This window comes from Bradyrhizobium sp. STM 3557, assembly GCF_045571465.1.
GTDB lineage: Bacteria > Pseudomonadota > Alphaproteobacteria > Rhizobiales > Xanthobacteraceae > Bradyrhizobium.
Window position 1 is genome coordinate 7,390,790 of the sequence record NZ_CP120697.1, and the last position, 22,057, is coordinate 7,412,846.

At 63.2% G+C, this 22,057-nt stretch carries 25 protein-coding genes; 10 read left to right on the forward strand and 15 right to left on the reverse strand.

All coding sequences use genetic code 11. The annotated features are described in order from the left end of the window. Positions 1–10: 10 nt before the first annotated feature. From P6U24_RS34195 to urtA, 11 genes are all read right to left on the reverse strand, one after another. Positions 11–310 carry a putative quinol monooxygenase gene (locus P6U24_RS34195; RefSeq protein ID WP_407156791.1) on the reverse strand — a complete coding sequence of 100 codons (300 nt, stop codon included), beginning with the start codon at positions 308–310 and terminating at the stop codon, positions 11–13. Positions 311–353: 43 nt separating this feature from the next. Then, a complete protein-coding gene (gene ureC / locus P6U24_RS34200; RefSeq protein WP_407156792.1) occupies positions 354–2,069 on the reverse strand; it encodes an urease subunit alpha in 1,716 nt (571 codons plus the stop codon). Between the two features lie 187 nt (positions 2,070–2,256). Then, positions 2,257–2,796, reverse strand: a complete 540-nt coding sequence (locus P6U24_RS34205) for an HD domain-containing protein (protein ID WP_407156793.1) — start codon at positions 2,794–2,796, stop codon at positions 2,257–2,259. 4 nt (positions 2,797–2,800) lie between these two features. Continuing rightward, a complete protein-coding gene (locus tag P6U24_RS34210) occupies positions 2,801–3,106 on the reverse strand; it encodes an urease subunit beta (RefSeq protein ID WP_407156794.1) in 306 nt (101 codons plus the stop codon). Between the two features lie 105 nt (positions 3,107–3,211). After that, positions 3,212–3,514, reverse strand: coding sequence for an urease subunit gamma (locus P6U24_RS34215; protein WP_006612146.1), 303 nt, complete (start codon positions 3,512–3,514; stop codon positions 3,212–3,214). Between the two features lie 23 nt (positions 3,515–3,537). After that, positions 3,538–4,374, reverse strand: coding sequence for an urease accessory protein UreD (locus tag P6U24_RS34220; protein ID WP_407156795.1), 837 nt, complete (start codon positions 4,372–4,374; stop codon positions 3,538–3,540). A gap of 180 nt (positions 4,375–4,554) precedes the next feature. After that, positions 4,555–5,250 (reverse strand): urea ABC transporter ATP-binding subunit UrtE, encoded by a 696-nt coding sequence (urtE, locus tag P6U24_RS34225; RefSeq protein WP_407156796.1) that lies wholly within the window; start codon positions 5,248–5,250, stop codon positions 4,555–4,557. A gap of 4 nt (positions 5,251–5,254) precedes the next feature. Then, complete coding sequence (urtD, locus tag P6U24_RS34230; protein WP_407156797.1) at positions 5,255–6,016, reverse strand: urea ABC transporter ATP-binding protein UrtD; 762 nt, start codon at positions 6,014–6,016, stop codon at positions 5,255–5,257. Positions 6,017–6,021: 5 nt separating this feature from the next. Continuing rightward, complete coding sequence (gene urtC / locus P6U24_RS34235; protein WP_407160689.1) at positions 6,022–7,191, reverse strand: urea ABC transporter permease subunit UrtC; 1,170 nt, start codon at positions 7,189–7,191, stop codon at positions 6,022–6,024. Between the two features lie 181 nt (positions 7,192–7,372). Next, the gene (gene urtB, locus P6U24_RS34240) at positions 7,373–8,935 is read right to left on the reverse strand and encodes an urea ABC transporter permease subunit UrtB (RefSeq protein WP_407160690.1); all 1,563 of its coding nucleotides are present in this window, start codon (positions 8,933–8,935) and stop codon (positions 7,373–7,375) included. A gap of 125 nt (positions 8,936–9,060) precedes the next feature. Continuing rightward, complete coding sequence (urtA, locus tag P6U24_RS34245) at positions 9,061–10,383, reverse strand: urea ABC transporter substrate-binding protein (protein ID WP_407156798.1); 1,323 nt, start codon at positions 10,381–10,383, stop codon at positions 9,061–9,063. Positions 10,384–10,938: 555 nt separating this feature from the next. Here urtA and P6U24_RS34250 point away from each other — a divergent pair. From P6U24_RS34250 to P6U24_RS34260, 3 genes are all read left to right on the forward strand, one after another. Continuing rightward, on the forward strand, positions 10,939–12,360 hold the full coding sequence (locus tag P6U24_RS34250; protein WP_407160691.1) for a DEAD/DEAH box helicase: 1,422 nt from the start codon (positions 10,939–10,941) through the stop codon (positions 12,358–12,360). Positions 12,361–12,384: 24 nt separating this feature from the next. Next, a complete protein-coding gene (gene infA / locus P6U24_RS34255) occupies positions 12,385–12,672 on the forward strand; it encodes a translation initiation factor IF-1 (RefSeq protein ID WP_006612154.1) in 288 nt (95 codons plus the stop codon). Between the two features lie 296 nt (positions 12,673–12,968). Next, positions 12,969–13,181 (forward strand): cold-shock protein, encoded by a 213-nt coding sequence (locus P6U24_RS34260; RefSeq protein ID WP_006612155.1) that lies wholly within the window; start codon positions 12,969–12,971, stop codon positions 13,179–13,181. Between the two features lie 145 nt (positions 13,182–13,326). Here P6U24_RS34260 and P6U24_RS34265 read toward each other — a convergent pair whose 3' ends face one another. The 4 genes from P6U24_RS34265 to P6U24_RS34280 form a co-directional block, all read right to left on the reverse strand. Beyond that, positions 13,327–13,950: a TadE/TadG family type IV pilus assembly protein gene (locus P6U24_RS34265; RefSeq protein ID WP_407156799.1), complete on the reverse strand. Its 624-nt coding sequence runs from the start codon at positions 13,948–13,950 to the stop codon at positions 13,327–13,329. A gap of 14 nt (positions 13,951–13,964) precedes the next feature. Next, entirely contained in the window at positions 13,965–14,516 is a 552-nt protein-coding gene (locus tag P6U24_RS34270) for a TadE/TadG family type IV pilus assembly protein (RefSeq protein WP_407160692.1), read from the reverse strand. 187 nt (positions 14,517–14,703) lie between these two features. Beyond that, positions 14,704–15,213 carry a pilus assembly protein N-terminal domain-containing protein gene (locus P6U24_RS34275; protein WP_407156800.1) on the reverse strand — a complete coding sequence of 170 codons (510 nt, stop codon included), beginning with the start codon at positions 15,211–15,213 and terminating at the stop codon, positions 14,704–14,706. Positions 15,214–15,341: 128 nt separating this feature from the next. Further along, positions 15,342–16,169 carry a sterol desaturase family protein gene (locus P6U24_RS34280; protein ID WP_407156801.1) on the reverse strand — a complete coding sequence of 276 codons (828 nt, stop codon included), beginning with the start codon at positions 16,167–16,169 and terminating at the stop codon, positions 15,342–15,344. Between the two features lie 322 nt (positions 16,170–16,491). Between P6U24_RS34280 and P6U24_RS34285 the strand changes: the two genes are divergently transcribed. The 7 genes from P6U24_RS34285 to P6U24_RS34315 all read left to right on the forward strand — a co-directional run bounded on the left by P6U24_RS34285 (position 16,492) and on the right by P6U24_RS34315 (position 22,054). Next, entirely contained in the window at positions 16,492–16,656 is a 165-nt protein-coding gene (locus P6U24_RS34285; RefSeq protein WP_407156802.1) for a Flp family type IVb pilin, read from the forward strand. A gap of 113 nt (positions 16,657–16,769) precedes the next feature. Then, positions 16,770–16,904 (forward strand): hypothetical protein, encoded by a 135-nt coding sequence (locus P6U24_RS34290; RefSeq protein ID WP_407156803.1) that lies wholly within the window; start codon positions 16,770–16,772, stop codon positions 16,902–16,904. Between the two features lie 114 nt (positions 16,905–17,018). Beyond that, the gene (locus P6U24_RS34295; protein WP_407156804.1) at positions 17,019–17,543 is read left to right on the forward strand and encodes a prepilin peptidase; all 525 of its coding nucleotides are present in this window, start codon (positions 17,019–17,021) and stop codon (positions 17,541–17,543) included. A gap of 200 nt (positions 17,544–17,743) precedes the next feature. Next, on the forward strand, positions 17,744–18,538 hold the full coding sequence (gene cpaB / locus P6U24_RS34300) for a Flp pilus assembly protein CpaB (protein WP_407156805.1): 795 nt from the start codon (positions 17,744–17,746) through the stop codon (positions 18,536–18,538). 11 nt (positions 18,539–18,549) lie between these two features. Continuing rightward, positions 18,550–20,025: a type II and III secretion system protein family protein gene (locus tag P6U24_RS34305; RefSeq protein ID WP_407156806.1), complete on the forward strand. Its 1,476-nt coding sequence runs from the start codon at positions 18,550–18,552 to the stop codon at positions 20,023–20,025. Between the two features lie 23 nt (positions 20,026–20,048). Beyond that, positions 20,049–20,789 (forward strand): CpaD family pilus assembly protein, encoded by a 741-nt coding sequence (locus P6U24_RS34310; protein ID WP_407156807.1) that lies wholly within the window; start codon positions 20,049–20,051, stop codon positions 20,787–20,789. Then, the gene (locus P6U24_RS34315; protein WP_407156808.1) at positions 20,786–22,054 is read left to right on the forward strand and encodes a CpaE family protein; all 1,269 of its coding nucleotides are present in this window, start codon (positions 20,786–20,788) and stop codon (positions 22,052–22,054) included. Before P6U24_RS34310 ends, P6U24_RS34315 begins: the two co-directional genes overlap by 4 nt. Positions 22,055–22,057: the final 3 nt, after the last annotated feature.

The window sequence follows — 22,057 nt, forward strand, 5'->3', positions numbered from 1 at the left end:
CTCATTCACGTCAGCGGACATCCACCTTCTCAGGCGTGATGACTTCAATTCGCGGCGGCGCCGTCATGCATTTCACCGCGACACGGCCGAAGGTCTTCATATGCTCGGCCGCGCGGTGCGGCACCAGTGCCTCGGCATTCTCCCACTGCTCGACGAACACCATCTTGGCCGGATCGGTGACACTCTCGTGCAGATCATAGGCGATGTTTCCGGGCTCCTTCCGCGTCGCCTGGATGCAGGCGATGGCGGCGGCAATGAATTCGGCGCGGGTCTCAGGCTTCACGGTCAAAGTGGCGACGACATAGATCACGAACAATCCTCCCGGTATTTTCTTATTGATACCGGGAGAGAGCTTAGAACATGAAGTAGCGCTGCGCCATGGGCAGCACCTCGGCGGGCTCGCATGTCAGGAGCTCGCCGTCTGCGCGCACCTCATAGGTCTCCGGATCGACCTCGATGTCAGGCGTCGCATCGTTGTGGATCATGCTTTTCTTCGAGATCTTGGAGCGCGTGTTCTGCACCGCATAGAGCTTCTTGGAGATGCCGAGCTGGCGCGCGAGATTGCCGGTCACGGCGGCCTTCGAGGTGAACACCACGGAGGATGCGGTCAACGCCTTGCCGAAGGCGCCGAACATCGGCTGATAGTGCACCGGCTGCGGCGTGGGGATAGAGGCGTTGGGATCGCCCATCGGAGCCGCCACGATGGTGCCGCCCTTGATGATGCAGTCCGGCTTGACACCGAAAAAGGCCGGCGACCACAGCACGAGATCGGCGAGCTTGCCTTTCTCGACCGATCCGATCAGCTTCGAGACGCCATGCGCGATCGCGGGATTGATGGTGTATTTGGCGATGTAGCGCTTGACGCGGAAATTGTCGCTGTCCTTGCCCTTGTCCTCGGGTAGCGCGCCGCGCTGCTTCTTCATCTTGTCGGCGGTCTGCCATGTCCTGATGATGACCTCGCCGAGCCGGCCCATTGCTTGGGAATCCGACGACATCATCGAGAGCGCGCCGAGGTCGTGCAGGATGTCCTCGGCCGCGATCGTCTCCTTGCGGATGCGGCTCTCGGCAAAGGCGAGATCCTCCGCGATCGACGGATCGAGGTGGTGGCACACCATCAGCATGTCCAGGTGCTCGTCGATGGTGTTGCGCGTGAAGGGCCGCGTCGGGTTGGTCGAGGAGGGCAGCACGTTCTTCAGGCCCGCGACCTTGATGATATCGGGCGCGTGCCCCCCGCCGGCGCCCTCGGTGTGGAAGGCGTGGATGGTGCGGCCCTTGAACGCCTTGATCGTGTCCTCGACGAAGCCGGATTCGTTGAGTGTGTCGGAGTGCAGCATCACCTGCACATCGTGATCATCGGCGACCGAGAGGCAATTGTCGATCGCAGCCGGCGTGGTGCCCCAATCCTCGTGCAGCTTCAGCGCGCAGGCGCCGGCCTTGATCATCTCGACCAGCGCGGCCGGCCGCGACGCATTGCCTTTGCCGGAAATACCGAGATTGACCGGAAAGGCATCGAAGGACTGGATCATCCGTGCGATGTGCCACGGCCCCGGCGTGCAGGTGGTGGCGAAGGTGCCGTGCGAGGGCCCTGTGCCGCCGCCCAGCATCGAGGTGACGCCCGACATAAGCGCGTGCTCGATCTGCTGCGGGCAGATGAAATGGATGTGGCTGTCGAAGCCACCGGCCGTGAGAATCTTGCCCTCGCCCGCGATCACGTCGGTGCCAGGGCCGATCACGATAGTGACGCCCGGCTGGATATCGGGATTGCCGGCCTTGCCGATCGCAGCGATCGTGCCGTCCTTGATCGCAATGTCGGCCTTCACGATGCCCCAATGATCCACGATCAGCGCATTGGTAATGACGGTGTCGGCCGCGCCCTGCTTGTTGCTCGCCTGCGACTGGCCCATGCCGTCGCGGATCACCTTGCCGCCACCGAACTTCACCTCCTCGCCATAAACGGTGAAATCCTTCTCGACCTCGATGATAAGATCGGTATCGGCGAGCCGCACCTTGTCGCCGGTGGTCGGCCCGAACATGTCGGCATAGACGGAACGCTTGATCTTGACGGACATCAGATCCCCCGCGAGCAAATGTAGTTGAGCGCGACAACGGCGGCGCGCTCCCCTCCCCCTTGCGGGGAGGGGTCGGGGGTGGGGGTCCACATAACCAGTTTACCCCGCATGCCCCCCTCCCTGGCCCTCCCCCACAAGGGGGGAGGGAGGTTCATTGTCACCATACAGAGCTGTGCTTGAGCGAAACTCACAGCGTATCCTTCGCATGCGCCATTGCTTCGTCGAATAGCGTATCCAGCCGCGCATTGATGCCGCGGCAGCCTTTGACCACCTGCTCGGCCCAGGCGAGGTAGTCCGCGAGCTCTTCCTTTTGCTCGGCATCAGGCTCGAAGAAGATGCGGGCGCGGATGTTGCTGATCTTGTCGGCGATCTTGATCAGCTTGGCATCAGGTGATTTCTTCGGCGCGTCGACCACCTGCAACCGACGGCGCTCGCTCTTGGCCAAGGTCATATCGTCGGTCACCTCCTCCACGAGCCCTGCCACGCGTGCGCCAAAACGCTCGGCCAGCTCGTCGCGGCTGGTGTCGGTGTCCTCGATCGTGTCATGCAGCCAGCCCGCCGCGACCAACTCGGCATCAGCGCCGTCTGTGACGGAGGCGAGCAGGCTCGCGACTTCGGCGAGGTGATTGATGTAGGGCTCGTTCTCATCGCCCTTGCGATGCTGGCCCGAGTGACGGCGCGCCGCGAGCTCTGCGGCTTCGGAAACGAGACAAAGTCCAGTCAGCATGGCGTTACAGCTTGCCCATCACATCGCCGCGGAAACCGTAGATGGTGCGCTTGCCGGCCAGCGCGACCAGCTGCACGTCGCGGGTCTGGCCCGGCTCGAAGCGCACCGCAGTGCCGGCGGCGATGTCGAGCCGCATGCCACGGGCCTTCTTGCGGTCGAACTTCAGCGCCGGATTGGTCTCGAAGAAATGATAGTGCGAGCCGACTTGGATCGGCCGATCGCCGCTATTGGCGACCGAGAGCGTCACCGTCTTACGGCCGGCATTGAGCTCGATCTCGCCGTCCTGGATGAAGAGTTCGCCGGGGATCATTTTTCCTGCTCCGTCATTCCGGGCGATGCGTAGCATCGAACCCGGAACCTCGATCTGATAACCTCTGGATTCCGGGCTCGCGTCTTCGACACGCCCCGGAACGATTTAACGAATCGGCTCGTGCACGGTGACGAGCTTGGTGCCATCGGGAAACGTCGCCTCGACTTGGATATCGTGGATCATCTCGGGGATGCCCGGCATCACCTGGTCGCGGGTCAGAACCTGCGCGCCGGATTGCATCAGCTCCGCCACGGTGCGACCGTCCCGCGCACCTTCCAGGATGAAGTCGGAGATGATGGCGACGGCCTCGGGATGGTTGAGCTTGACGCCGCGCTCGAGCCTGCGGCGCGCCACGATGGCCGCCATCGAGATCAACAGCTTGTCCTTTTCGCGGGGAGACAAATTCATCCGATATCGCTCACGATCTTCAGCTAGTTCAACCAGAGCCGCGGTAGCGGCACCTCCGATGCAAGGCCGAGCACCGCCATCATGTCGGCGCGAAGGCGCGCGGCATCTTGGGCACAGAACCGCGCCATTGCAAACCCATTCCAGGCGGAGAGGCCGGTCTCCCCACCGAATGATGGCGCCGCCTCCCGGATGCGTTCGACCAGCGCGGCATCCCCGGGGACGATCAGCGCGGTGCCGATCGCTGTCCCGCCCTTGGCGATCGCGCCTTGCGCCAGTTTGCCGCCAATGTCGCCGGCGAGCCGCACCGTCTCGGCAAACACCAGCCGGCCGCCGCGCCTGACGCGCCAGCGATCGACGAAGGAGCCCTCGCGCATCGTCTCGCCCATGGCCGTGCGGCCGAACACGACGATTTCACAGAGCAGCAGCGAGGCCGTCTCGGCGAGATCGATGTCGATCCGGCGCGTGATGCGAGCGCGGTCGAACAGGATGGTCTCCTGCGGGAGCCAGGACAGATGCGCGCCGGGGCCGACCTTGAGCGAGATATCGAGCGCGGCGGGCTTGCCGGGCGCACGGTAGACCTTCTCCGCCGCAGCAGTCGTCAGGGTCAGGCGCGTGCCCTCGCCTGCCGCGATCTCGATGGCGAAACGGTCCCCGCCGGCGATGCCGCCGGCGGTGTTCACGAACATCGCCGAGAGGCCGTGATCCTCGGGAGAGGGAAAGCGCACCCGCAGCGAGCCGGATTCATGCAACGCTCCGCGGCGCGTCCTGCCGTCCCGCAGATGCACGTCGAAGCGCACTGTGCCGCGAGCGCGGTTGGCCTCGAAGATCTCAGATGCCGCGCCGGCGGAATCGGCCCGCATCGATCCCTCCTTAAGATCGGCCAAAGGCAGCCGTCATCGCGAGGAGCAACGCGACGAAGCGATCCAGAAAGCCGCAAAAGAGAACTGGATTGCTTCCGCCGTCGCCCCCCGGGCTATGGCGGACAAGTCGCTTCGCTCGCAATGACGACATCAAAGTCACGCTTTACGATTGCACCGAAATTACAGCGCCATCTGCCGGCTGATCTCGGCCGGATCGAGATCGGCATGGGTGCAGCTGTACTTCACCGCGCCACGATCCATCACCGCAAAGATATCGCCGAGCTCGCAGGCGAAGTCGAGATATTGCTCGACCAGCACGATGGCGATGTTGCCGAGATTGCGCAAGTAGGATATGGCGCGGCCGATGTCCTTGATGATCGAAGGCTGGATGCCTTCGGTCGGCTCATCGAGCAGCAGCAGCTTTGGCCGCATCACCATGGCGCGGCCGATCGCGAGCTGCTGCTGCTGACCGCCGGAAAGATCGCCGCCGCGCCGGCCCAGCATGGACTGCAGCACCGGAAACAGCGAGAACACGTCGTCCGGAATATTCCGGTCGCTCCGCTTGAGCGGCCCGAAACCGGTCTTCAAGTTTTCCTCGACCGTGAGCAGCGGAAAGATCTCGCGGCCTTGCGGCACGAAGCCGATGCCGCGACGCGCCCGCTCATAGGGTTTCAGATGGGTGATGTCGGCGCCGTCGAAGGTGATCGAGCCGGAGGCAAGCGGATACTGCCCGACCAACGCCCGTAGCAACGAGGTCTTGCCAACGCCGTTGCGCCCCAGCACGCAAGTGACCTTGCCGGGCTCGGCAGAAAGAGAGACGCCGCGCAGCGCCTGCGCTGCGCCGTAGAAGAGATTGATGTCCTTGACGTCCAGCATCGGCCTAGCGTCCCAAATACACTTCAATCACCCGTTCATTCGACGACACCTGGTCGATGGTGCCTTCGGCCAGCACCGTGCCTTCGTGCAGGCAGGTGACCTTGACGCCGAGCTCGCGGACGAAGGTCATGTCGTGCTCGACCACCATGACGGTGTGATCCCTGTTGATCTGCTTGAGCAGCTCGGCGGTCTGATGGGTCTCGACGTCGGTCATGCCGGCGACGGGCTCGTCGACCAACAAGAGCTTGGGATCCTGTGCCAGCAGCATGCCGATCTCCAGCCACTGCTTCTGGCCGTGCGAGAGGCTGCCGGCGAGCTTGCGACGAACGTCTTTCAACCGCACCGTCTCAAGCACCTTGTCGATGCGCTCGGCTTCGCTCCTCGAGCCGCGCCAGAACAGCGTGCCTCTGACGCTGTGGTCAACATTGAGCGCCAGTAGCAGATTGTCCTCCACCGACTGGCTCTCGAACACCGTTGGCTTCTGGAATTTGCGGCCGATGCCGAGCTCGGCGATGCGGGTCTCGTCGAGCCGCGTCAGATCGGTGACGCCGTCGAACAGCACCGTGCCCTCATCAGGCTTGGTCTTGCCGGTGATGATGTCCATCATCGTGGTCTTGCCGGCGCCGTTCGGCCCGATGATGGCGCGCATCTCGCCGGGCTCGAGCGTCAGCGACAAATTGTTGATGGCGTGGAAGCCGTCGAACGAGACGTGCACGCCGTCGAGATAGAGCAGCGCCGACGTGGATCTGGTATCCATCACGTTCATGCTGCTCACTCCGCCATCTTGGGTTCGCTGATGCCGTCCTCGCGGGCGGCGCTCTCGGCATTGCCGTCGTGCCGCTTGGCCTTCAATGGCTCCCACCACGCATTGAAGGTGCCGACAATCCCCTTGGGCAGCAGCAGCGTCACCAGCACGAACAGCGCACCCAGCATGAACAGCCAATACGGCGCGAGCGCACCCGAGGTGAAGAAGGTTTTCGCGTAGTTGACGACGATGGCGCCAAGCGCCGCGCCCACCAGCGTGCCACGGCCGCCGACTGCGACCCAGATCACCGCCTCGATCGAATTGCCCGGCGCGAACTCGGATGGGTTGATGATCCCGACCTGCGGCACATAGAGCGCGCCGGCGACGCCAGCCATGCAGGCGGACAGCGTGAACACGAACAGCTTGTAGGATTCGACCCGGTATCCCAAGAAGCGGGTGCGGGATTCTGCGTCGCGGATCGCGATCAGCACCTTGCCGAGCTTCGATGACACGATCGCGCGGCAGATCAGGAAGGCGATGATCAGCGCAAGGCAGCTCAGCGCGAACAAGGCAGCCCGGGTGCCTTCAGCCTGCACGTTGAAGCCGAGGATGTCCTTGAAGTCGGTCAGGCCGTTGTTGCCGCCGAAGCCGAAATCATTGCGGAAGAAGGCGAGCAACAACGCATAGGTCATCGCCTGCGTGATGATCGACAGATACACGCCGGTCACGCGGGAACGGAAGGCGAGCCAGCCGAAGCAGAACGCGAGGAGACCGGGCACCAGCAGCACCATCAGCGCTGCAAAGGGGAACGTGTCAAAGCCGTACCAATACCAGGGCAGCTTCGACCAGTTCAGGAACACCATGAAGTCGGGCAGCAACGGATTGCCATAGACGCCACGGCTGCCGATCTGGCGCATCAGATACATGCCCATCGCGTAGCCGCCGAGCGCGAAGAAGGCGCCATGACCGAGCGAGAGAATGCCGCAATAGCCCCAGATCAGGTCGATCGAGAGCGCGAGGATGGCGTAGCAGACATATTTGCCCCATAGTGCGACCAGATAGGTCGGCACCTGCAGCGCCGAACCTGCTGGCAGCAGCAGATTGGAGAGCGGGATCAGCACGCCGCAGGCGGCGACGATCAAGATGAACGTCGTCGCCGCGCGGTCAAGTGAGCGTGTGAGCATGTGGGGCTGCATCATGCTTGCTCCCGCAGAGCGACGGCTGGGACTCCCTCTCCCCATCGGGGAGAGGGTTGGGGTGAGGGGGAGCGGCCGTTAACAGTTTGCGAGATAGCCCCCTCACCCGCGCGCTGACGCGCGCGACCTCTCCCCGCCGGGGAGAGGTGAACGGAGCCAGCCTGGAAGAGCACAGCCAAAATCATGCTTCCACCGCCCGGCCCTTGAGCGCGAACAGGCCGCGCGGGCGCTTCTGGATGAACAGGATGATCAGGACCAGGATGGCGATCTTGCCTAGCACCGCGCCCGCGACCGGCTCCAGGAACTTGTTTGCGATTCCGAGTGTGAAGGCGCCGACCAGCGTGCCCCAGAGATTGCCGACGCCGCCGAACACCACGACCATGAAGGAATCGATGATGTAGCTCTGGCCGAGATTGGGGCTGACATTGTCGATCTGCGACAGCGCGACGCCGGCGATGCCGGCGATGCCGGAGCCGAGGCCGAAGGTCAGCGCATCGACGCGCGAAGTGGCGATGCCCATCGAGGCCGCCATGCGACGGTTCTGCGTCACCGCCCGCATCTCCAACCCAAGCGCGGTGTAGCGCAGCATCGCCAGCAGGATCGCGAACACGGCCAGGGTGAAGCAGAGGATCCAGAGCCGGTTGTAGGTGATGGTGATCTGGCCGAGATCGAAGGCGCCGCTCATCCAGGAGGGATTGCCGACCTCGCGATTGGTCGGACCGAAGGCGGTGCGCACCGCCTGCTGCAGAATCAGCGACAGGCCCCAGGTCGCGAGCAGCGTCTCCAGCGGCCGGCCGTAGAGGAAACGGATCACGGTGCGCTCGATCAGGATGCCGATCGCGCCCGCGACCAGGAAAGCGAGCGGCACGGCAATGAACAAGGAATAGTCGAACAGCGCCGGATAGCGGGTGCGGATCACCTCCTGCACCACGAAGGTGGTGTAGGCGCCCAGCATCACCATCTCGCCATGCGCCATGTTGATGACGCCCATCACACCGAAGGTGATGGCAAGGCCGATGGCGGCGAGCAGCAGCACGGAGCCGAGCGATAGCCCATACCAGGCGTTCTGCACGCCCGACCACATCGCAAGCGAACTCTGGATCGAGGCGATGGCGCCGCTCGCGGCTTTGGTCACGCTGGCCGGCTGGTCGCCTCCGCTGATCTCGGTCAGCAGCGCCAACGCATCCTGATCGCCGCGCGCCTTGATGGTGGCGACGGCGCCGAGCTTGTCGGTCTCGCTGGCATCCGACTTGAACAGCAGGATCGCAGCGCGCCCTTCCGACAAGGCCTGCTTGATCGAGCGGTTGGTCTCCTTGGCGAGCGCAGCCTCGACAGTCGGCAGCATCGACTCGTCGTGCGATTTGAACACCGATTGCGCTGCCGACAGCCGGGCCGAAGCATCAGGCGACATCAAAGTCAGCCCGCCGATGGCCGCATCGACCGCGCGACGAAGGCGATTGTTCAGATTGACAGCTGAAGCGCTGTCGGGAATGGCATCGACTGCAGCACCGGTCGCAGCGTCGATCGCCTTGCCGTCGGTCTGCTTGATGTAGACCTTCTTGGTGTCGGCATCGAACATCAGCCGCTCGTCCTGCAGCGCGCTGATGATCGGATAGGCCAGCGGGTTTCCTGACGACGCGACCTCGCCGATGGCTTCCTCGGTGTCGGAGAAATCGTCGGTCGCGAACTTGCCGACCGACTCCGCGAAGCTTGCCGCAAAGGCTGGTGCGGCGAACGCAATCAGGACGACGGAAACGATGAACGAGCGCAGGAGCGCAAGACAGGTGGCAGGCACTGGACAACCCCGGCAGGAGTTAGAGAGAAGGCGGCGGTTTCGCCGCCTTCTCGGATCACGCGAATGACGTCAGATCAGGTGCCCGAGCCCAGGCACTTGTTGGTCTTGACGTTGTAGTTGCCGCACTTCTTGCCGACCCAGTCGCCGATCAGGTCCTTGGAGCCTTCCAGCTCCTTCGACCAGGCGTCGCCCGGGACGAGATCCTTGGTCTTGTAGACCACGTTGAACTGGCCATCGCCCTTGATCTCGCCGATGAACACCGGCTTGGTGATGTGGTGGTTGGGCAGCATCTTCGAGGTGCCGCCGGTGAGGTTCGGCGCCTCGGTGCCCGGAAGCGCGTCGATCACCTTGTCCGGATCGGTCGACTTGACCTTCTCGACCGCCTTCACCCACATGTTGAAGCCGATCACATGGGCTTCCATCGGGTCATTGGTGGTGCGCTTGGGGTTCTTGGTGTAGGCCTGCCAATCCTTGATGAACTTCTCGTTCGCCGGCGTCTTGATCGACTCGAAGTAATTCCAGGCGGCGAGATGGCCGACCAGCGGCTTGGTATCGATGCCGGCGAGCTCTTCCTCACCCACCGAGAACGCGACCACCGGAATGTCCTTGGCCTTGATGCCCTGGTTGCCGAGTTCCTTGTAGAACGGCACGTTGGCATCGCCGTTGATGGTCGAGACCACCGCGGTCTTCTTGCCGGCGGAGCCGAACGCCTTGATCTTGGAGACTTCGGTCTGCCAGTCGGAGAAGCCGAACGGCGTGTAGTTGATCATGATGTCGTCGGCGGCGACGCCCTTCGACTTCAGATAGGCCTCGAGGATCTTGTTGGTGGTGCGCGGATAGACGTAGTCGGTGCCTTCCAGCACCCAGCGCTTCACCTTCTCTTCCTTCATCAGGTAGTCGACGGCCGGGATCGCCTGCTGGTTCGGCGCCGCACCGGTGTAGAACACGTTGCGCTCGCTCTCCTCGCCCTCGTATTGGACCGGGTAGAACAGGATGCTGTTGAGCTCCTTGAACACCGGCAGCACCGATTTGCGTGACACCGAGGTCCAGCAGCCGAACACGACCGCGACCTTGTCCTTGGTGATCAGCTCGCGCGCCTTCTCGGCGAACAGCGGCCAGTTCGAGGCAGGATCGACGACGACGGCCTCCAGCTTCTTGCCGAGCACGCCGCCCTTCTTGTTCTGCTCGTCGATCAGAAACAGGATCGTGTCCTTCAGCGTGGTCTCGCTGATCGCCATGGTGCCGGAAAGCGAATGAAGAACGCCGACCTTGATGGTGTCGTCAGCCGCCTTGGCCGGGCCGAAGCCGGCCATGCCCAGCGCCAGACCGGCCGCGGCCGCCAGCGCCAGACGGCGGCTGAACGGCGCCGTTAATCCCTGAGTGAATTGAGTAGGCATGAGGTCTAATCTCCCTGACGCAGGACGCGCATCGCGGCCAAAGCAGCCCCGGCCGTCTGCGGCGGAAGATTCGCAAGAAGCATGCCATGCCCCTGAGGGGGCATAAGCCGCTGAAATAACTTTTTAAATCCGATGGAACCGCGCCGTAGCAGCGTAGAGGCTGCACTTTCGTTGCGCACGCCGCCTGTTTAATTCGCCAGCAAACAATCTATTTCTTAGGCACATTTAAACTGATGACTACTTTTGCAGCAGGTGGGTGCCGGCAAGCTTTGGATGTTTTCGCTAACCAAGGCCATCTGCAGGATGCACTCCGGGTCAGCACGACCTTGAAAGTGCCGCGTTCCTCGTCCATATCTCGGGGCGACGCTGGCGAATCGGCCGGTCTTTGCAAGCCGCGTGTTCTTAAGCTCAGCCATGAGCTTCTGGCTTGCTCCTTCAGCCCCCTCGATACCAGGTGCCCCCAACACGCGGGCGTCTTCAAGAAGCGCATGCACCCCGCCTCGCGGCCTTAAGCCCGCGGAGACGGGCGCCATGCCATATGGAAAGACCCCTCTTTTGACATCCTTTCAGGATTTTGGCCTTGCCGACGCAATTATGCGCGCGCTCAAGGAAGAGAACTACCACACCCCTACCCCGATCCAGGCTCAGACCATTCCGCTCGCGATGAGCGGGCGCGATGTGATTGGCATCGCGCAGACCGGCACCGGCAAGACCGCATCCTTTGCGCTGCCGATCCTGCATCGCCTGCTCGAGCATCGCGTCCGGCCGCAGGCGAAGACCGCCCGCGTGCTGGTGCTGAGCCCGACGCGCGAATTGTCCGGGCAGATCCTCGACAGCTTCAATGCCTATGGCCGCCATCTGCGGCTGACATCCACGCTCGCGATCGGCGGCGTGCCGATGGGCCGCCAGGTTCGCGCCCTGATGCAGGGCGTCGAGGTGCTGGTGGCCACGCCGGGCCGCCTGCTCGATCTCGTGCAAGGCAATGCGCTCAAGCTGACGCAGATCGAGTTCCTGGTGCTGGACGAAGCCGACCGCATGCTCGACATGGGCTTCATCAACGACATCCGGAAGATCGTCGCCAAGCTGCCGATCAAGCGCCAGACGCTGTTCTTCTCGGCCACCATGCCCAAGGACATCGCGGAACTCGCCGACGCCATGCTGCGCGATCCGGCCCGGGTGGCGGTGACGCCGGTCTCCTCCACGGCCGAACGCATCAGTCAGCGGGCGATCCAGGTCGACTTCGCAGCCAAGGGCAATGTCCTCGCCCAGCTGCTCAAGGACGAGCAGGTCGATCGCGCCCTGGTGTTCACCCGCACCAAGCACGGTGCCGACAAGGTGGTGAAGGGGCTGGCCAAGGTCGGCATCGCCGCCAACGCCATCCATGGCAACAAGTCGCAGAACCATCGCGAGCGGACGCTCGCCGCATTCCGTTCCGGCGAGATTCGCACCCTGGTCGCGACCGACATTGCTGCCCGCGGCATCGACGTCGACGGCGTCAGCCATGTGGTGAATTTCGACCTGCCGAACGTGCCCGAGACCTATGTGCACCGGATCGGCCGGACCGCGCGGGCCGGAGCCGAGGGTATCGCGATCTCGTTGGTCGCCGGCGCTGAGGAGCTCGGCTACCTCAGGGACATCGAACGGCTGATCAAGATCAGCGTGCCGCGGGAAGACCGTCGCACGCCGGGCCAGCGCGAGGCCGCAAGCACACCGTCTCAGCAGCAGCGCAACGGTCGCCCCGGCGGCGGCCCAGGCATGCAGAATGGGCGACCAAATGAGGGAGGCAAAGCCGCAAAAGGCCCTCGCCGCCGCAGGCGTTCCAATGCTATGATGAATTCTCTGCCAGGCAATCGTCAGGAGCCCCGCCGGCCGCCGCAAGGCGACGGAAAGGCCGGGACGATTCAAGGCGTTGCATTCTTGCAGCGCGACAGCGGCAGACCCAAAAACCAGGCTAATCGCAACCAACGGCCAAGCTAGACGTCAATCGATCTGGAGAGAGACATGGCTAAGGAAGAGCTGATCCAGTTCGAAGGGCTGGTCACCGAAATTCTACCCGATGCGCGCTATCGCGTGCAGCTCGACGCCGGGCACGAGATCGTTGCCTACACCGCGGGCAAGATGAAGAAGAACCGCATCAAGACGCTGGCTGGCGACCGGGTGACGGTGGAGATGTCGCCCTATGACCTGGAAAAGGGACGCCTGATCTTCCGTCACAAGGACGAACGACCGAGCACGCCCGGCGGACCGCCGCGCGGAGCCCAGCGGGGTGGCCAGTTCCGCCGCCGCTAGATATTGAGCCAATTGGAGGCGGCCATTCCTGCCGCCCTCCATGAGAGGTTGGTGTCGCAAGGCTGAGCGCACCGGGCTTTACGCCCGATGCGTAAAAAAGTCGTGCGCCTGACGCAGCTCAGGATTGTTTTGGGAGCCTATTTCCCATAATATGTACCGCAATCGATTTTCGGCCGGACGAGATTAGCTATTACCGGTACAGCCGGTTCAGACGCTGACGACCCTTCCAAAAATTCGATCTAACCAACCCACGGATGTGGGTTACGACATTTGATATCTGAGAAGGGACTACCCCCGTGAGCATGGGAACCGTGAAGTGGTTTAACGCGACCAAGGGCTATGGCTTCATTCAGCCGGATGACGGCGGCAACGACGTGTTCGTGCACATCAGCGCCGTCGAGCGCGCCGGTCTCGGCACGCTGCGCGAAGGCCAGAAGATCTCCTACGAGATCGTTGCCGACCGCCGTTCCGGCAAGTCGTCGGCCGACAATCTGCGCGCCGCGAACTAAAAGCATGCCGCGGCGAGCCGCGGCCCGAAGCCGAACCCGATACGGAAAAGGCCGTGCTCCGCACGGCCTTTTCTATTCGGATCTGCCTATCGGGACTCTTCTGTGAGGCCTTCTGAAGCCGATCGCTCCGGCCTCCGCTTGTCGCCTACCTCTGCGGGCAGTTCGTGGTGTCGATACCGCTAAAGAGCACGCAGCTCGATTGGCGCGGCCGTGTAAAGGCGATGTCGCTCAAGGTGATGCCCCCTTTGGCCATGACCCAGCCGACCGTCGGCGTATATGTGTAGCTGACCTGGCTGTAGATCAGGTAGCTGCCATCGACCAGCAGCGCGCTCGGCACGGTGCTGACAATGTTTCCTGCGGTGAGCGGCGCCGTTCCCGTGCTCCACTGCACGCGAGCCTTATGCGTGGTCGGGTCGACATAGAGCTCTGTGATGGTGCCACTCACCGGCGACGCGAAAAAAGGATTTGGCTGCGCCATCGGGTAGGGCCAGATGATCTTGCTCGCGACCAGAAAGAACGCCGCCACATCGCTGCTGTTGATCGAGGTGGATTGAGAGGTCAGGTCCGACAAGGTGCGCGCCGTCAGCGATACCTTCCGATTGATCGCGATCGCCGAGCAGAATTCGACTGTGCCGAAGAACAGCACCAGCATCAGCGGGACGATGAAGGCGAATTCGGTGGCGGCGATCCCGCGGCAATCCGCCGCCCAATCGCGAAGCAGGCGTCGCAAGGAGCGACGAGGCGCGCTGGTCCTGACGGTCGGTGTCATCGGAGGATTCCTGGTCATGGCCCGGACGTAAATGGTTCGTTCTTGAAGGCGGCGCTTGCTCGCATCAGCCGCTTGCCGCCGCCCAGGTTCGCGATGTCGTAGCCGAGCCCGGTCACGAAGATCGGCCATTTGTAGCAGAGCTGCACCACCACGATGTCTCCGGCGCCGCCCGGGCTGTATTTGGGGGTGACGAAGTTGCCGCCATTGTCCGTGCAATCGTTGACGTTGACGGCTGAAGCCGACGAGGCGCTCTCCACGTCGATCCAGATGCTGTTGCAATCGAACAGCGCGGGGATTCGGCTGCAGACGTAGGTCGTAAACTGCGCCTGTGTGTAGGACGCCTGTTGCGCCTGCCCGGTGAAGATCATGCGCGCCGAATCCTGCGTGGCGGTCTCCAACACCTGGTTGGCGAAAAACATCAGCGCGGTCTCGATGATCGCGAACAGCAGTGCGAAGAAAAGCGGAGCAACCAGTGCAAATTCCACTGCGGCCGACGCCCGGCGGTTACGGCGGAAGCGGCGCAGCAGTCCGCGACGGGATGCGGGCGAGGGAACGGACGAAGTCATCGGCTCATCCAGTGCAGGGCCATCAATTTCAATGAAGGAGATAGCCGAAACTTCTTGGCGAAGCGTTTCCCACAAGGGAAACCGAATGGCACGAGGACTTAACGCAGCCTTAACCAGACTGCCTTGGCGCAAGAACGCCGCGAGCCTTAGCGACTCGCGGCGGAGCTGCCGAAAAAGAAGAAAGTGATCAGTTTGTTTTTGCTGCGCTGCCGGCGGCCTGGCCCGACAGCGAGCCGGACTGGTCCATCACCTGCTTGAAATAGCCGTCGGCATCGCCGAGCGTGACACGCTTCTGGCAGATCGGCATGCAGCTGTAGGTCTCACGATCGACGCCGCGATAGACCGTGACGAGCTGATCGGTCGGTCCCGAGACCTGGATCTGCTGGTCCATCAGGATTTGGCCGGAGCGGTCCATGGCGATGAAATTGGTGGCGCCGTAGCCCTTGCCCGTCACCACCAGAATGCCGCCGTTCTGCAGCGTCACGTCGGCGATCATCGGATTGCCGACCACGATGGTCGCCACGCGATCCGGCAGCTTGACGAGCTTGGCCTGATCGACATTGACCGCGATCGCAGGCGGCGGATCGACCGGATCGGCAAGCGCACTGGCCGGCCACAGCAGCGCGCCAAGCGCAAACGCGCGAAGTCCGAACCAGAGAGGACCGCGAAAACGCAGACGCAGGAAACTCAACGCCATTCTAGCACCCCGGGGCATGTACAAGCCGTCTCAAGCGATACGCAGCGGTGACGGCGCCCGACGCGCCGAATCTGCTCTCAATTGGTGAATGATCCGCAAACGGCGGCGCATTTCCTTGAAAACCCGCATCAACGGCGGAACGGAAACGCGACCTGACCGATGAACTCGCCCGGCATCTCCGCTTCGTCCTTGCCATAGCCGTCCGGCAGCCGCCCGTCCGGCATCCGGAAGGTGCCGAACAAAACATCCCAGATCGGGAAGGTGCCGGCGAAATTGGTGTTGCCGCCGTCATCGGCAGGCGTGTGGTGCCAACGATGGAACACGGGCGAGGCCAGCACACATTTGAACGGCCCGAGCGTCCAGTTCAGGTTGGCGTGCACGAACGCAGAATGGAAAGTGTTGAACGGGCCGACCCAGATCATCACGTTCGGCGAGATGCCGGCCATCAACAAGATCACGTCGACAGCGATGGTACCGAGCAGCAGGTTCACCGGGTGGAAGCGCGCCGCCGAGATCCACTCGACCTCCTCGGAGGAATGATGAACGGCGTGATATTTCCAGAAGCCGCCGTCATGGAAGATCCGATGCGTCCAGTACAGCATGAAGTCGGACAGCACGAGAAACAGCATCGCCTGCAGCCATAGCGGCAGCTGCGCCAGCGGACCGTGCCCGTTGTCGTAGAAGGCGATCAGATCGTCGGCATCGTGAATTCCGAAGACGACGCTCGCGCCGATCACCAACAGGCCGATCCGCAGCACGCGACCGAACAGCGGCGCGAAGAACCAGTAGACGACATCGGTGACGATCTCGCGCTTGCGCCACCACGGCTTGCCGGGATTGCACGCCCAGAAATAGCTCGGCACCGAGAAGATGAGGGCCAGCACGATCGTGACCGGCAGCACCTTCTCGATGGTTTCGCCGAGCATGACAACGACTTCCATCGGCAGACTGGACATAACGCGCCTCATCGCAAGAGCTTGCCAAAGCCCTACTCCTCTGCCCTTAAGGAGCCGTGAAGCAGCCCTTCACGGATGCGCGTGCAGCTGCGGACTTTAGAGAGTGAAGCAGCGGGGCGCGATATCATGATCCATGCAATTGTCGGTGACGTTTTCATCGTAAATTTACTCTGCGCAAGAACAGCGATTTCGAGCCGTCTTTGCGCGATCGAATTAACTACGCCGAAATTGTCGGCTCCTACGGTGGCGCCATGGTCACGGTGCTGAGAACGCCGAACGACCAGACCTAGTTCGACCAGCCACGTGTACATGGAGTTACCCTATGAAGAATCTTCTTGCTCGTTTCATGAAGGATGAGTCCGGCGCGACCGCCATCGAGTACGGCCTGATCGCCGCCGGCATTTCGCTCGCGATCATCGCTGCGGTGAACGGCCTCGGCACCCAGCTGAGCGGTAAGTTCACCTCGATCAACAACTCGCTGAAGTAAGCGAATCCTGCGACCGAGCAAAAAAGGCCCCGGCTGTCCCGGGGCCTTTATTGTTTCGGCCTGGATCGCCTCGCTCTCGATCTTCTCAATTCTGCTGCCAGTGAGTTTTTCGAATGCGTAAGCCCGTTGCGTCCGCCGCCGCCATGAAGGAAGCCGCCGTCCTGATCCACGCGCCGACGCGCCTGGTGTGCATCGCGCTCGCCTTGTCGATCGTCACGCTCGCGCTCCGCATCGCCAGCGTCTGGTGAGCACGCGCCTGCCGGCGGACGTCGCGAACGGGCTGTTTTCCGATCATTTATCTCTTGCCGTTAGACTTCTGTCCGCGGACGCAACTCGCGCCGGCCGAACGACGCGAAGGCCCTATGATCCTCGACCTCGCACATCTTCTGCTGTTTCCTGCCCTGATGGCGTTCGCCGCCGCCAGCGACCTTTTCACCATGACGATCTCGAACCGGGTGTCGCTCGCGCTCGCCGCCGGCTTCCTGGCGCTCGCGCTGCTCGGCGGCATGGGCATGCATGATCTGCTCTCGCATCTGGCTGCCGGTGCCCTCCTGCTCGTGGTGGCATTCACCTGCTTCGCATTCGGCTGGATCGGCGGCGGGGATGCCAAGGTTGCCGCGGCGGCCGCGCTGTGGTTCGGCTTTCCGCATCTGGTGAACTACCTGCTCTACGCCTCGTTGTTCGGCGGAGCGTTGACGCTCCTGCTGCTGCAGTTCCGCCAGTGGCCCTTGCCTTTCGCACTCGCCAGGCAGCCTTGGCTGGCGCGACTGCATGCGAAAGAGAGCGGCATCCCCTACGGTATCGCGCTCGCGATCGGCGCCCTGATGATCTATCCCGAGACCGACTGGGTGAAGGCCGTCGACCTCGGCCGCTTCATCGCGCATTAGTCTTTCTTCCCTGGTCCATCCGCGCCTTCGCGCTGCCCCCGGCATGCGTCGCCGTGCCGACGCGCGACGTGTGTCCTGCGCGTATCAACGCGGCGTTAAGGCGATTTGGATACGCCTCATTAACCATGCTTTGACGAATAACTGCTCAACTCCCATCACGGCGACGCAAGCGTCGCGGCGTAATGTGGAAAGTGAAGCGTATGAATACCGCACGCATTGTCGTCCTGGCCATCGCTCTGGGCGCCGGCGGCATTGCCGCCTTTCTCGCGAGTGGATCGGACAAGCCGCCTCCGACGGCCGCACCGGTCGTCCAGTTGCCGACAGTCGACGTTCTCGTCGCCAAATCCGACATCAGCCTCGGCCAGTCGGTCAAGCCCGAGGACATGCAATGGCAGAGCTGGCCATCGGCGACCGCGAGCAACACCTTCATCAAACGCAACGACCGGCCTGACGCAACCAATCAGCTGGCTGGATCGATCGCGCGCGCCCCATTCATTGCAGGCGAGCCGATCCGCGAGCAGAAGCTGGTCAAGGCCGACGGCTCCGGCTTCATGGCGGCGATCCTGCCGACCGGCATGCGCGCGGTCTCGACCGAGATTTCGCCGGAAACCGGCGCCGGCGGGTTCATTCTCCCGAACGACCGCGTCGACGTGCTGCTGACGCGCCGGCAGAAGAATCCGGACCGTCCCGACCAACCCGACATCTCCACCTCCGAGATCATTCTGGCGAACATCCGCGTGCTCGCGATCGATCAGGCGCCCAAGGAAAAGGACGGCCAGACCACCGTTGTCGGCAAGACGGTCACGCTGGAGCTGCGACCTGATCAGACTTCGACGCTGATGGCGGCGCGCTCGGCCGGCTCGCTGTCGCTGGCGCTGCGCTCCATCGCAGACGTCAACGTCGCCGAAATCAGGATCGATGAAACCAGTGGCACGCGCATTGCCGTTGTTCGTTACGGCGTTGCCAGCACGATGACGACGCAGACGACAAAGTGAGGACGACCGTGATGAAAAGCAGCGAAAATCAGCGGATGAAGCGGACCTGGCTGGTCCGTGCGCTGTCGTTTTCGGCCGCGGCGGCGCTCACGCTGAATCCGGCCATCGCGCCCGTGATCGCGGCCGACTACCGCGCGGCGGTGCCGGCTGCCGCAGACGGCCAGATGAATGCCCGTTTTCTGTCGCTCGGCATCGGCAAGTCGATCGTGATCGATCTGCCCCGCGACATCAAGGATGTGCTGGTCGCCGATCCCAAAATCGCCAACGCCGTGGTCCGCTCCGCGCAGCGCGCCTACATCATCGGCGCCACCGTCGGCCAGACCAACATCGTCTTCTTCGATGCGCAGGGCCAGCAGATCGCCGCCTATGACATTGCGGTCAAGCGCGACCTCAACGGCGCCCGCGCGGCGTTGAAGCAGCTCCTGCCCGATGCCGACATCCAGATCGACGGCCTCGGCGATGGCGTGGTCCTTTCCGGATCGGCCGCGACCCAGATCGAGGCGCAGCAGGCGGGCGACCTCGCCGCGCGCGTCGCTGGCGGCGCCGACAAGGTCGTCAACAACATCGCGGTGCGCGGCCGCGACCAGGTGATGCTGAAGGTCACCGTCGCCGAGGTCGCGCGCTCGATCATCAAGCAACTCGGCATCGACCTGTCGGGCCAGCTCAATTACGGCACGGCGGTGGTGAATTTTGCCAACGCCAATCCGTTCACGGCCAACGGCAAGAACCTCGTCTCCGGTAACGCCGTCAGCGCGGCGCTCGGCGCAACGCCGTCGGTCACCGCCACGCTGCGGGCGATGGAGAGCGCAGGCGTGATCCGGACGCTGGCCGAGCCAAACCTCACCGCGATATCGGGTGAATCTGCGACCTTCATCGCGGGCGGCGAGTTCCCTATTCCGGCTGGCTATTCCTGCGATCCCACCACGCATGTCTGTACCACACAGATCAGCTTCAAGAAGTTCGGTATCTCGCTCAACTTCACGCCCGTGGTAATGAGCGAGGGCCGCATATCGATGCGGGTCATGACCGAGGTCTCCGAGCTGTCGAACGACAACGCGATCACCGTGTCGCAGGCGGTCTCCTCGTCCAGCACGAACTCGCTCACCATCCCCGCCATCAAGACTCGCCGCGCGGAAACGACGCTGGAGATTCCCTCCGGCGGCGCGATGGCGATGGCCGGCCTGATCCAGAATCAGACCAAGCTCGCGGTCAACGGCATGCCGGGCCTGATGCAATTGCCCGTCCTTGGCGCATTGTTCCGCAGCCGCGACTTCGTCAACAACCAGACCGAGCTGATGGTGCTGGTGACGCCCTATGTCGTGCGCGCGGTCGCGCAAAAGGACCTGTCGCGCCCGGATGACGGCTTCGCCGCCGCCTCTGATCCGCAAGCCGAGCTGCTCGGCAACATCAACCGCATCTATGGCGTGCCCGGCCGCACCGAAGCCGGACGCTCCTACCGCGGCACTTACGGCTTCATCACGGACTGAGCTTGGGACGAGGATTTGCACCTATGACAGAAAGTTATTCCCGCGCTCGCAACCAGCGCCTGCGCATGGCCTTGGTCCTGACCGGACTTGCGGTGGCGCTCGGCGCCTGCAACCACACCAACGACGCCGTCGTGACCGCGAGCATACCGGAGGATTACCGGCAGCGTCATCCGATCGCGGTCCAGGAAAGCAACGACTCTATCGTGGTTTTCGTCGGTCAAGGTCGGGGCGGCTTGACCGCCGAGCAGCGTGCCGACGTCATGGGTCTGGCGCGGACCTGGATGCACGAAGGCACCGGTGCGATCAGCGCCGACGTGCCGGTCGACACTCCGAACGCGCGGGCGGCGGCGGACACGATGCGCGAGATCCGGTCCCTGTTCGCGTCGGCCGGCGTGCCGCCGCGCGGCGTCACCGTGCGCAGCTATAAGCCGAAGGACCCGCATCAGCTCGCCGCCATCCGCCTGAGCTATCCCCGGATGACGGCGACGGCGGGCCCCTGTGGGGTCTGGCCGGAGGATCTTGGTCCTTCGATCAAGAACAAGAGCTATTTCGAGAACCGCTCCTACTACAATTTCGGCTGCGCCTATCAGCGCAACATGGCTGCGATGGTCGACAACCCGGCCGACCTGGTGCAGCCGCGGGCTGAGACACCGCCCTATACCGAACGGCGGACGGCACAATTCGAGAAATACCGCAAGGCAACGGCAACTTCTGTGACTTATCCCGAAGCCGACAAGGCCAAACTGAGCAGTGTAGGTCAATGATCAGCTACGCCCGACAGACCAAAGAGGAGCAGACGGACGTCCTGCCGCCGCCGGCCGCCGATCACATCGCACCTGCGCCGCGCGTGTCGGTGCAGGCCTTCTGCGACACCGTCGAGACCGCCGCCACCGTGCAGGCTGCCGGCGAGGACCGTCGGCTCGGCAAGGCCCATCTCAAGGTGCAGATGGGCGGCATGGCCGCTGCGATCGAGGCCTACCGTTCCGCGCCGACGCCGAACGTCATCGTCCTGGAGACCGACGCCCGCTCCGACATCCTGGCCGGCCTCGACCAGCTCGCGACCGTCTGCGACCCCGGCACCCGTGTCGTGGTGATCGGCCGCGTCAACGATGTCACGCTGTATCGGGAGCTGGTGCGCAGGGGCGTCAGCGACTACGTGCTGGCACCGGTGACGCCGCTCGACGTCGTCCGCTCGATCTGCAACCTGTTCTCGGCGCCTGAAGCCAAGGCCGTCGGTCGCATCGTTGCCGTCGTCGGAGCCAAGGGCGGCGTCGGCGCCTCGACCATCGCACACAACGTGGCCTGGGCGATCGCACGGGACTTGGCGATGGATTCCGTGGTCGCCGATCTCGATCTCGCCTTCGGCACTGCGGGTCTGGACTACAACCAGGATCCGCCGCAGGGGATCGCGGACGCGGTGTTCTCGCCGGACCGCATCGACACTGCGTTCATGGATCGCCTGCTGTCGAAGTGCACCGATCACCTAAGCCTGCTGGCGGCGCCGGCGACACTCGATCGGGTCTACGATTTCGGCACCGAGGCGTTCGACGCGATCTTCGACACGCTGCGCGCCACGATGCCCTGCATCGTGCTCGACATTCCTCATCAATGGGCGGGCTGGACCAAGCGCGCATTGATCGGGGCTGACGATATCCTGATCGTTGCGGCACCCGATCTCGCTTCGCTGCGCAACACCAAGAACATCTTCGACCTCTTGAAGGCGGCACGCCCGAATGACCGCATGCCGCTCTACTGTCTCAATCAGGTCGGCATCCCGAAACGTCCGGAGATCAATGCAGGCGAATTCGCCAAGGCGATCGAGAGTCAGCCGATCGCGACGATCCCGTTCGAACCCCAGATCTTCGGAGCCGCGGCGAACAATGGCCAGATGATCGCGGAGATCTCCGCCAATCACAAGACCACCGAGATGTTTCTCCATATGGCGCAACGTCTCACCGGCCGCAGCGAGACCAAGAAGCCGAAAGGCTCTTTCCTGAGCCCGCTGATCGAGAAACTGCGGTCGAAATAGCTA

Coding starts and splice junctions, on each gene's coding strand:
- P6U24_RS34315 (WP_407156808.1), top strand. CDS start 20,786: ATGATCAGCTACGCCCGACAGACCAAAGAGGAGCAGACGGACGTCCTG.
- P6U24_RS34305 (WP_407156806.1), top strand. CDS start 18,550: ATGAAAAGCAGCGAAAATCAGCGGATGAAGCGGACCTGGCTGGTCCGT.
- urtA (WP_407156798.1), bottom strand. CDS start 10,383: ATGCCTACTCAATTCACTCAGGGATTAACGGCGCCGTTCAGCCGCCGT.
- P6U24_RS34220 (WP_407156795.1), bottom strand. CDS start 4,374: ATGCGGGCCGATTCCGCCGGCGCGGCATCTGAGATCTTCGAGGCCAAC.
- P6U24_RS34295 (WP_407156804.1), top strand. CDS start 17,019: ATGATCCTCGACCTCGCACATCTTCTGCTGTTTCCTGCCCTGATGGCG.
- P6U24_RS34205 (WP_407156793.1), bottom strand. CDS start 2,796: ATGCTGACTGGACTTTGTCTCGTTTCCGAAGCCGCAGAGCTCGCGGCG.
- urtD (WP_407156797.1), bottom strand. CDS start 6,016: ATGAACGTGATGGATACCAGATCCACGTCGGCGCTGCTCTATCTCGAC.
- P6U24_RS34210 (WP_407156794.1), bottom strand. CDS start 3,106: ATGATCCCCGGCGAACTCTTCATCCAGGACGGCGAGATCGAGCTCAAT.
- cpaB (WP_407156805.1), top strand. CDS start 17,744: ATGAATACCGCACGCATTGTCGTCCTGGCCATCGCTCTGGGCGCCGGC.
- ureC (WP_407156792.1), bottom strand. CDS start 2,069: ATGTCCGTCAAGATCAAGCGTTCCGTCTATGCCGACATGTTCGGGCCG.
- urtE (WP_407156796.1), bottom strand. CDS start 5,250: ATGCTGGACGTCAAGGACATCAATCTCTTCTACGGCGCAGCGCAGGCG.
- P6U24_RS34275 (WP_407156800.1), bottom strand. CDS start 15,213: ATGGCGTTGAGTTTCCTGCGTCTGCGTTTTCGCGGTCCTCTCTGGTTC.
- urtC (WP_407160689.1), bottom strand. CDS start 7,191: ATGCAGCCCCACATGCTCACACGCTCACTTGACCGCGCGGCGACGACG.
- P6U24_RS34290 (WP_407156803.1), top strand. CDS start 16,770: ATGCGTAAGCCCGTTGCGTCCGCCGCCGCCATGAAGGAAGCCGCCGTC.
- P6U24_RS34310 (WP_407156807.1), top strand. CDS start 20,049: ATGACAGAAAGTTATTCCCGCGCTCGCAACCAGCGCCTGCGCATGGCC.
- P6U24_RS34285 (WP_407156802.1), top strand. CDS start 16,492: ATGAAGAATCTTCTTGCTCGTTTCATGAAGGATGAGTCCGGCGCGACC.
- P6U24_RS34280 (WP_407156801.1), bottom strand. CDS start 16,169: ATGTCCAGTCTGCCGATGGAAGTCGTTGTCATGCTCGGCGAAACCATC.
- P6U24_RS34265 (WP_407156799.1), bottom strand. CDS start 13,950: ATGACACCGACCGTCAGGACCAGCGCGCCTCGTCGCTCCTTGCGACGC.
- P6U24_RS34270 (WP_407160692.1), bottom strand. CDS start 14,516: ATGACTTCGTCCGTTCCCTCGCCCGCATCCCGTCGCGGACTGCTGCGC.
- infA (WP_006612154.1), top strand. CDS start 12,385: ATGGCTAAGGAAGAGCTGATCCAGTTCGAAGGGCTGGTCACCGAAATT.
- P6U24_RS34215 (WP_006612146.1), bottom strand. CDS start 3,514: ATGAATTTGTCTCCCCGCGAAAAGGACAAGCTGTTGATCTCGATGGCG.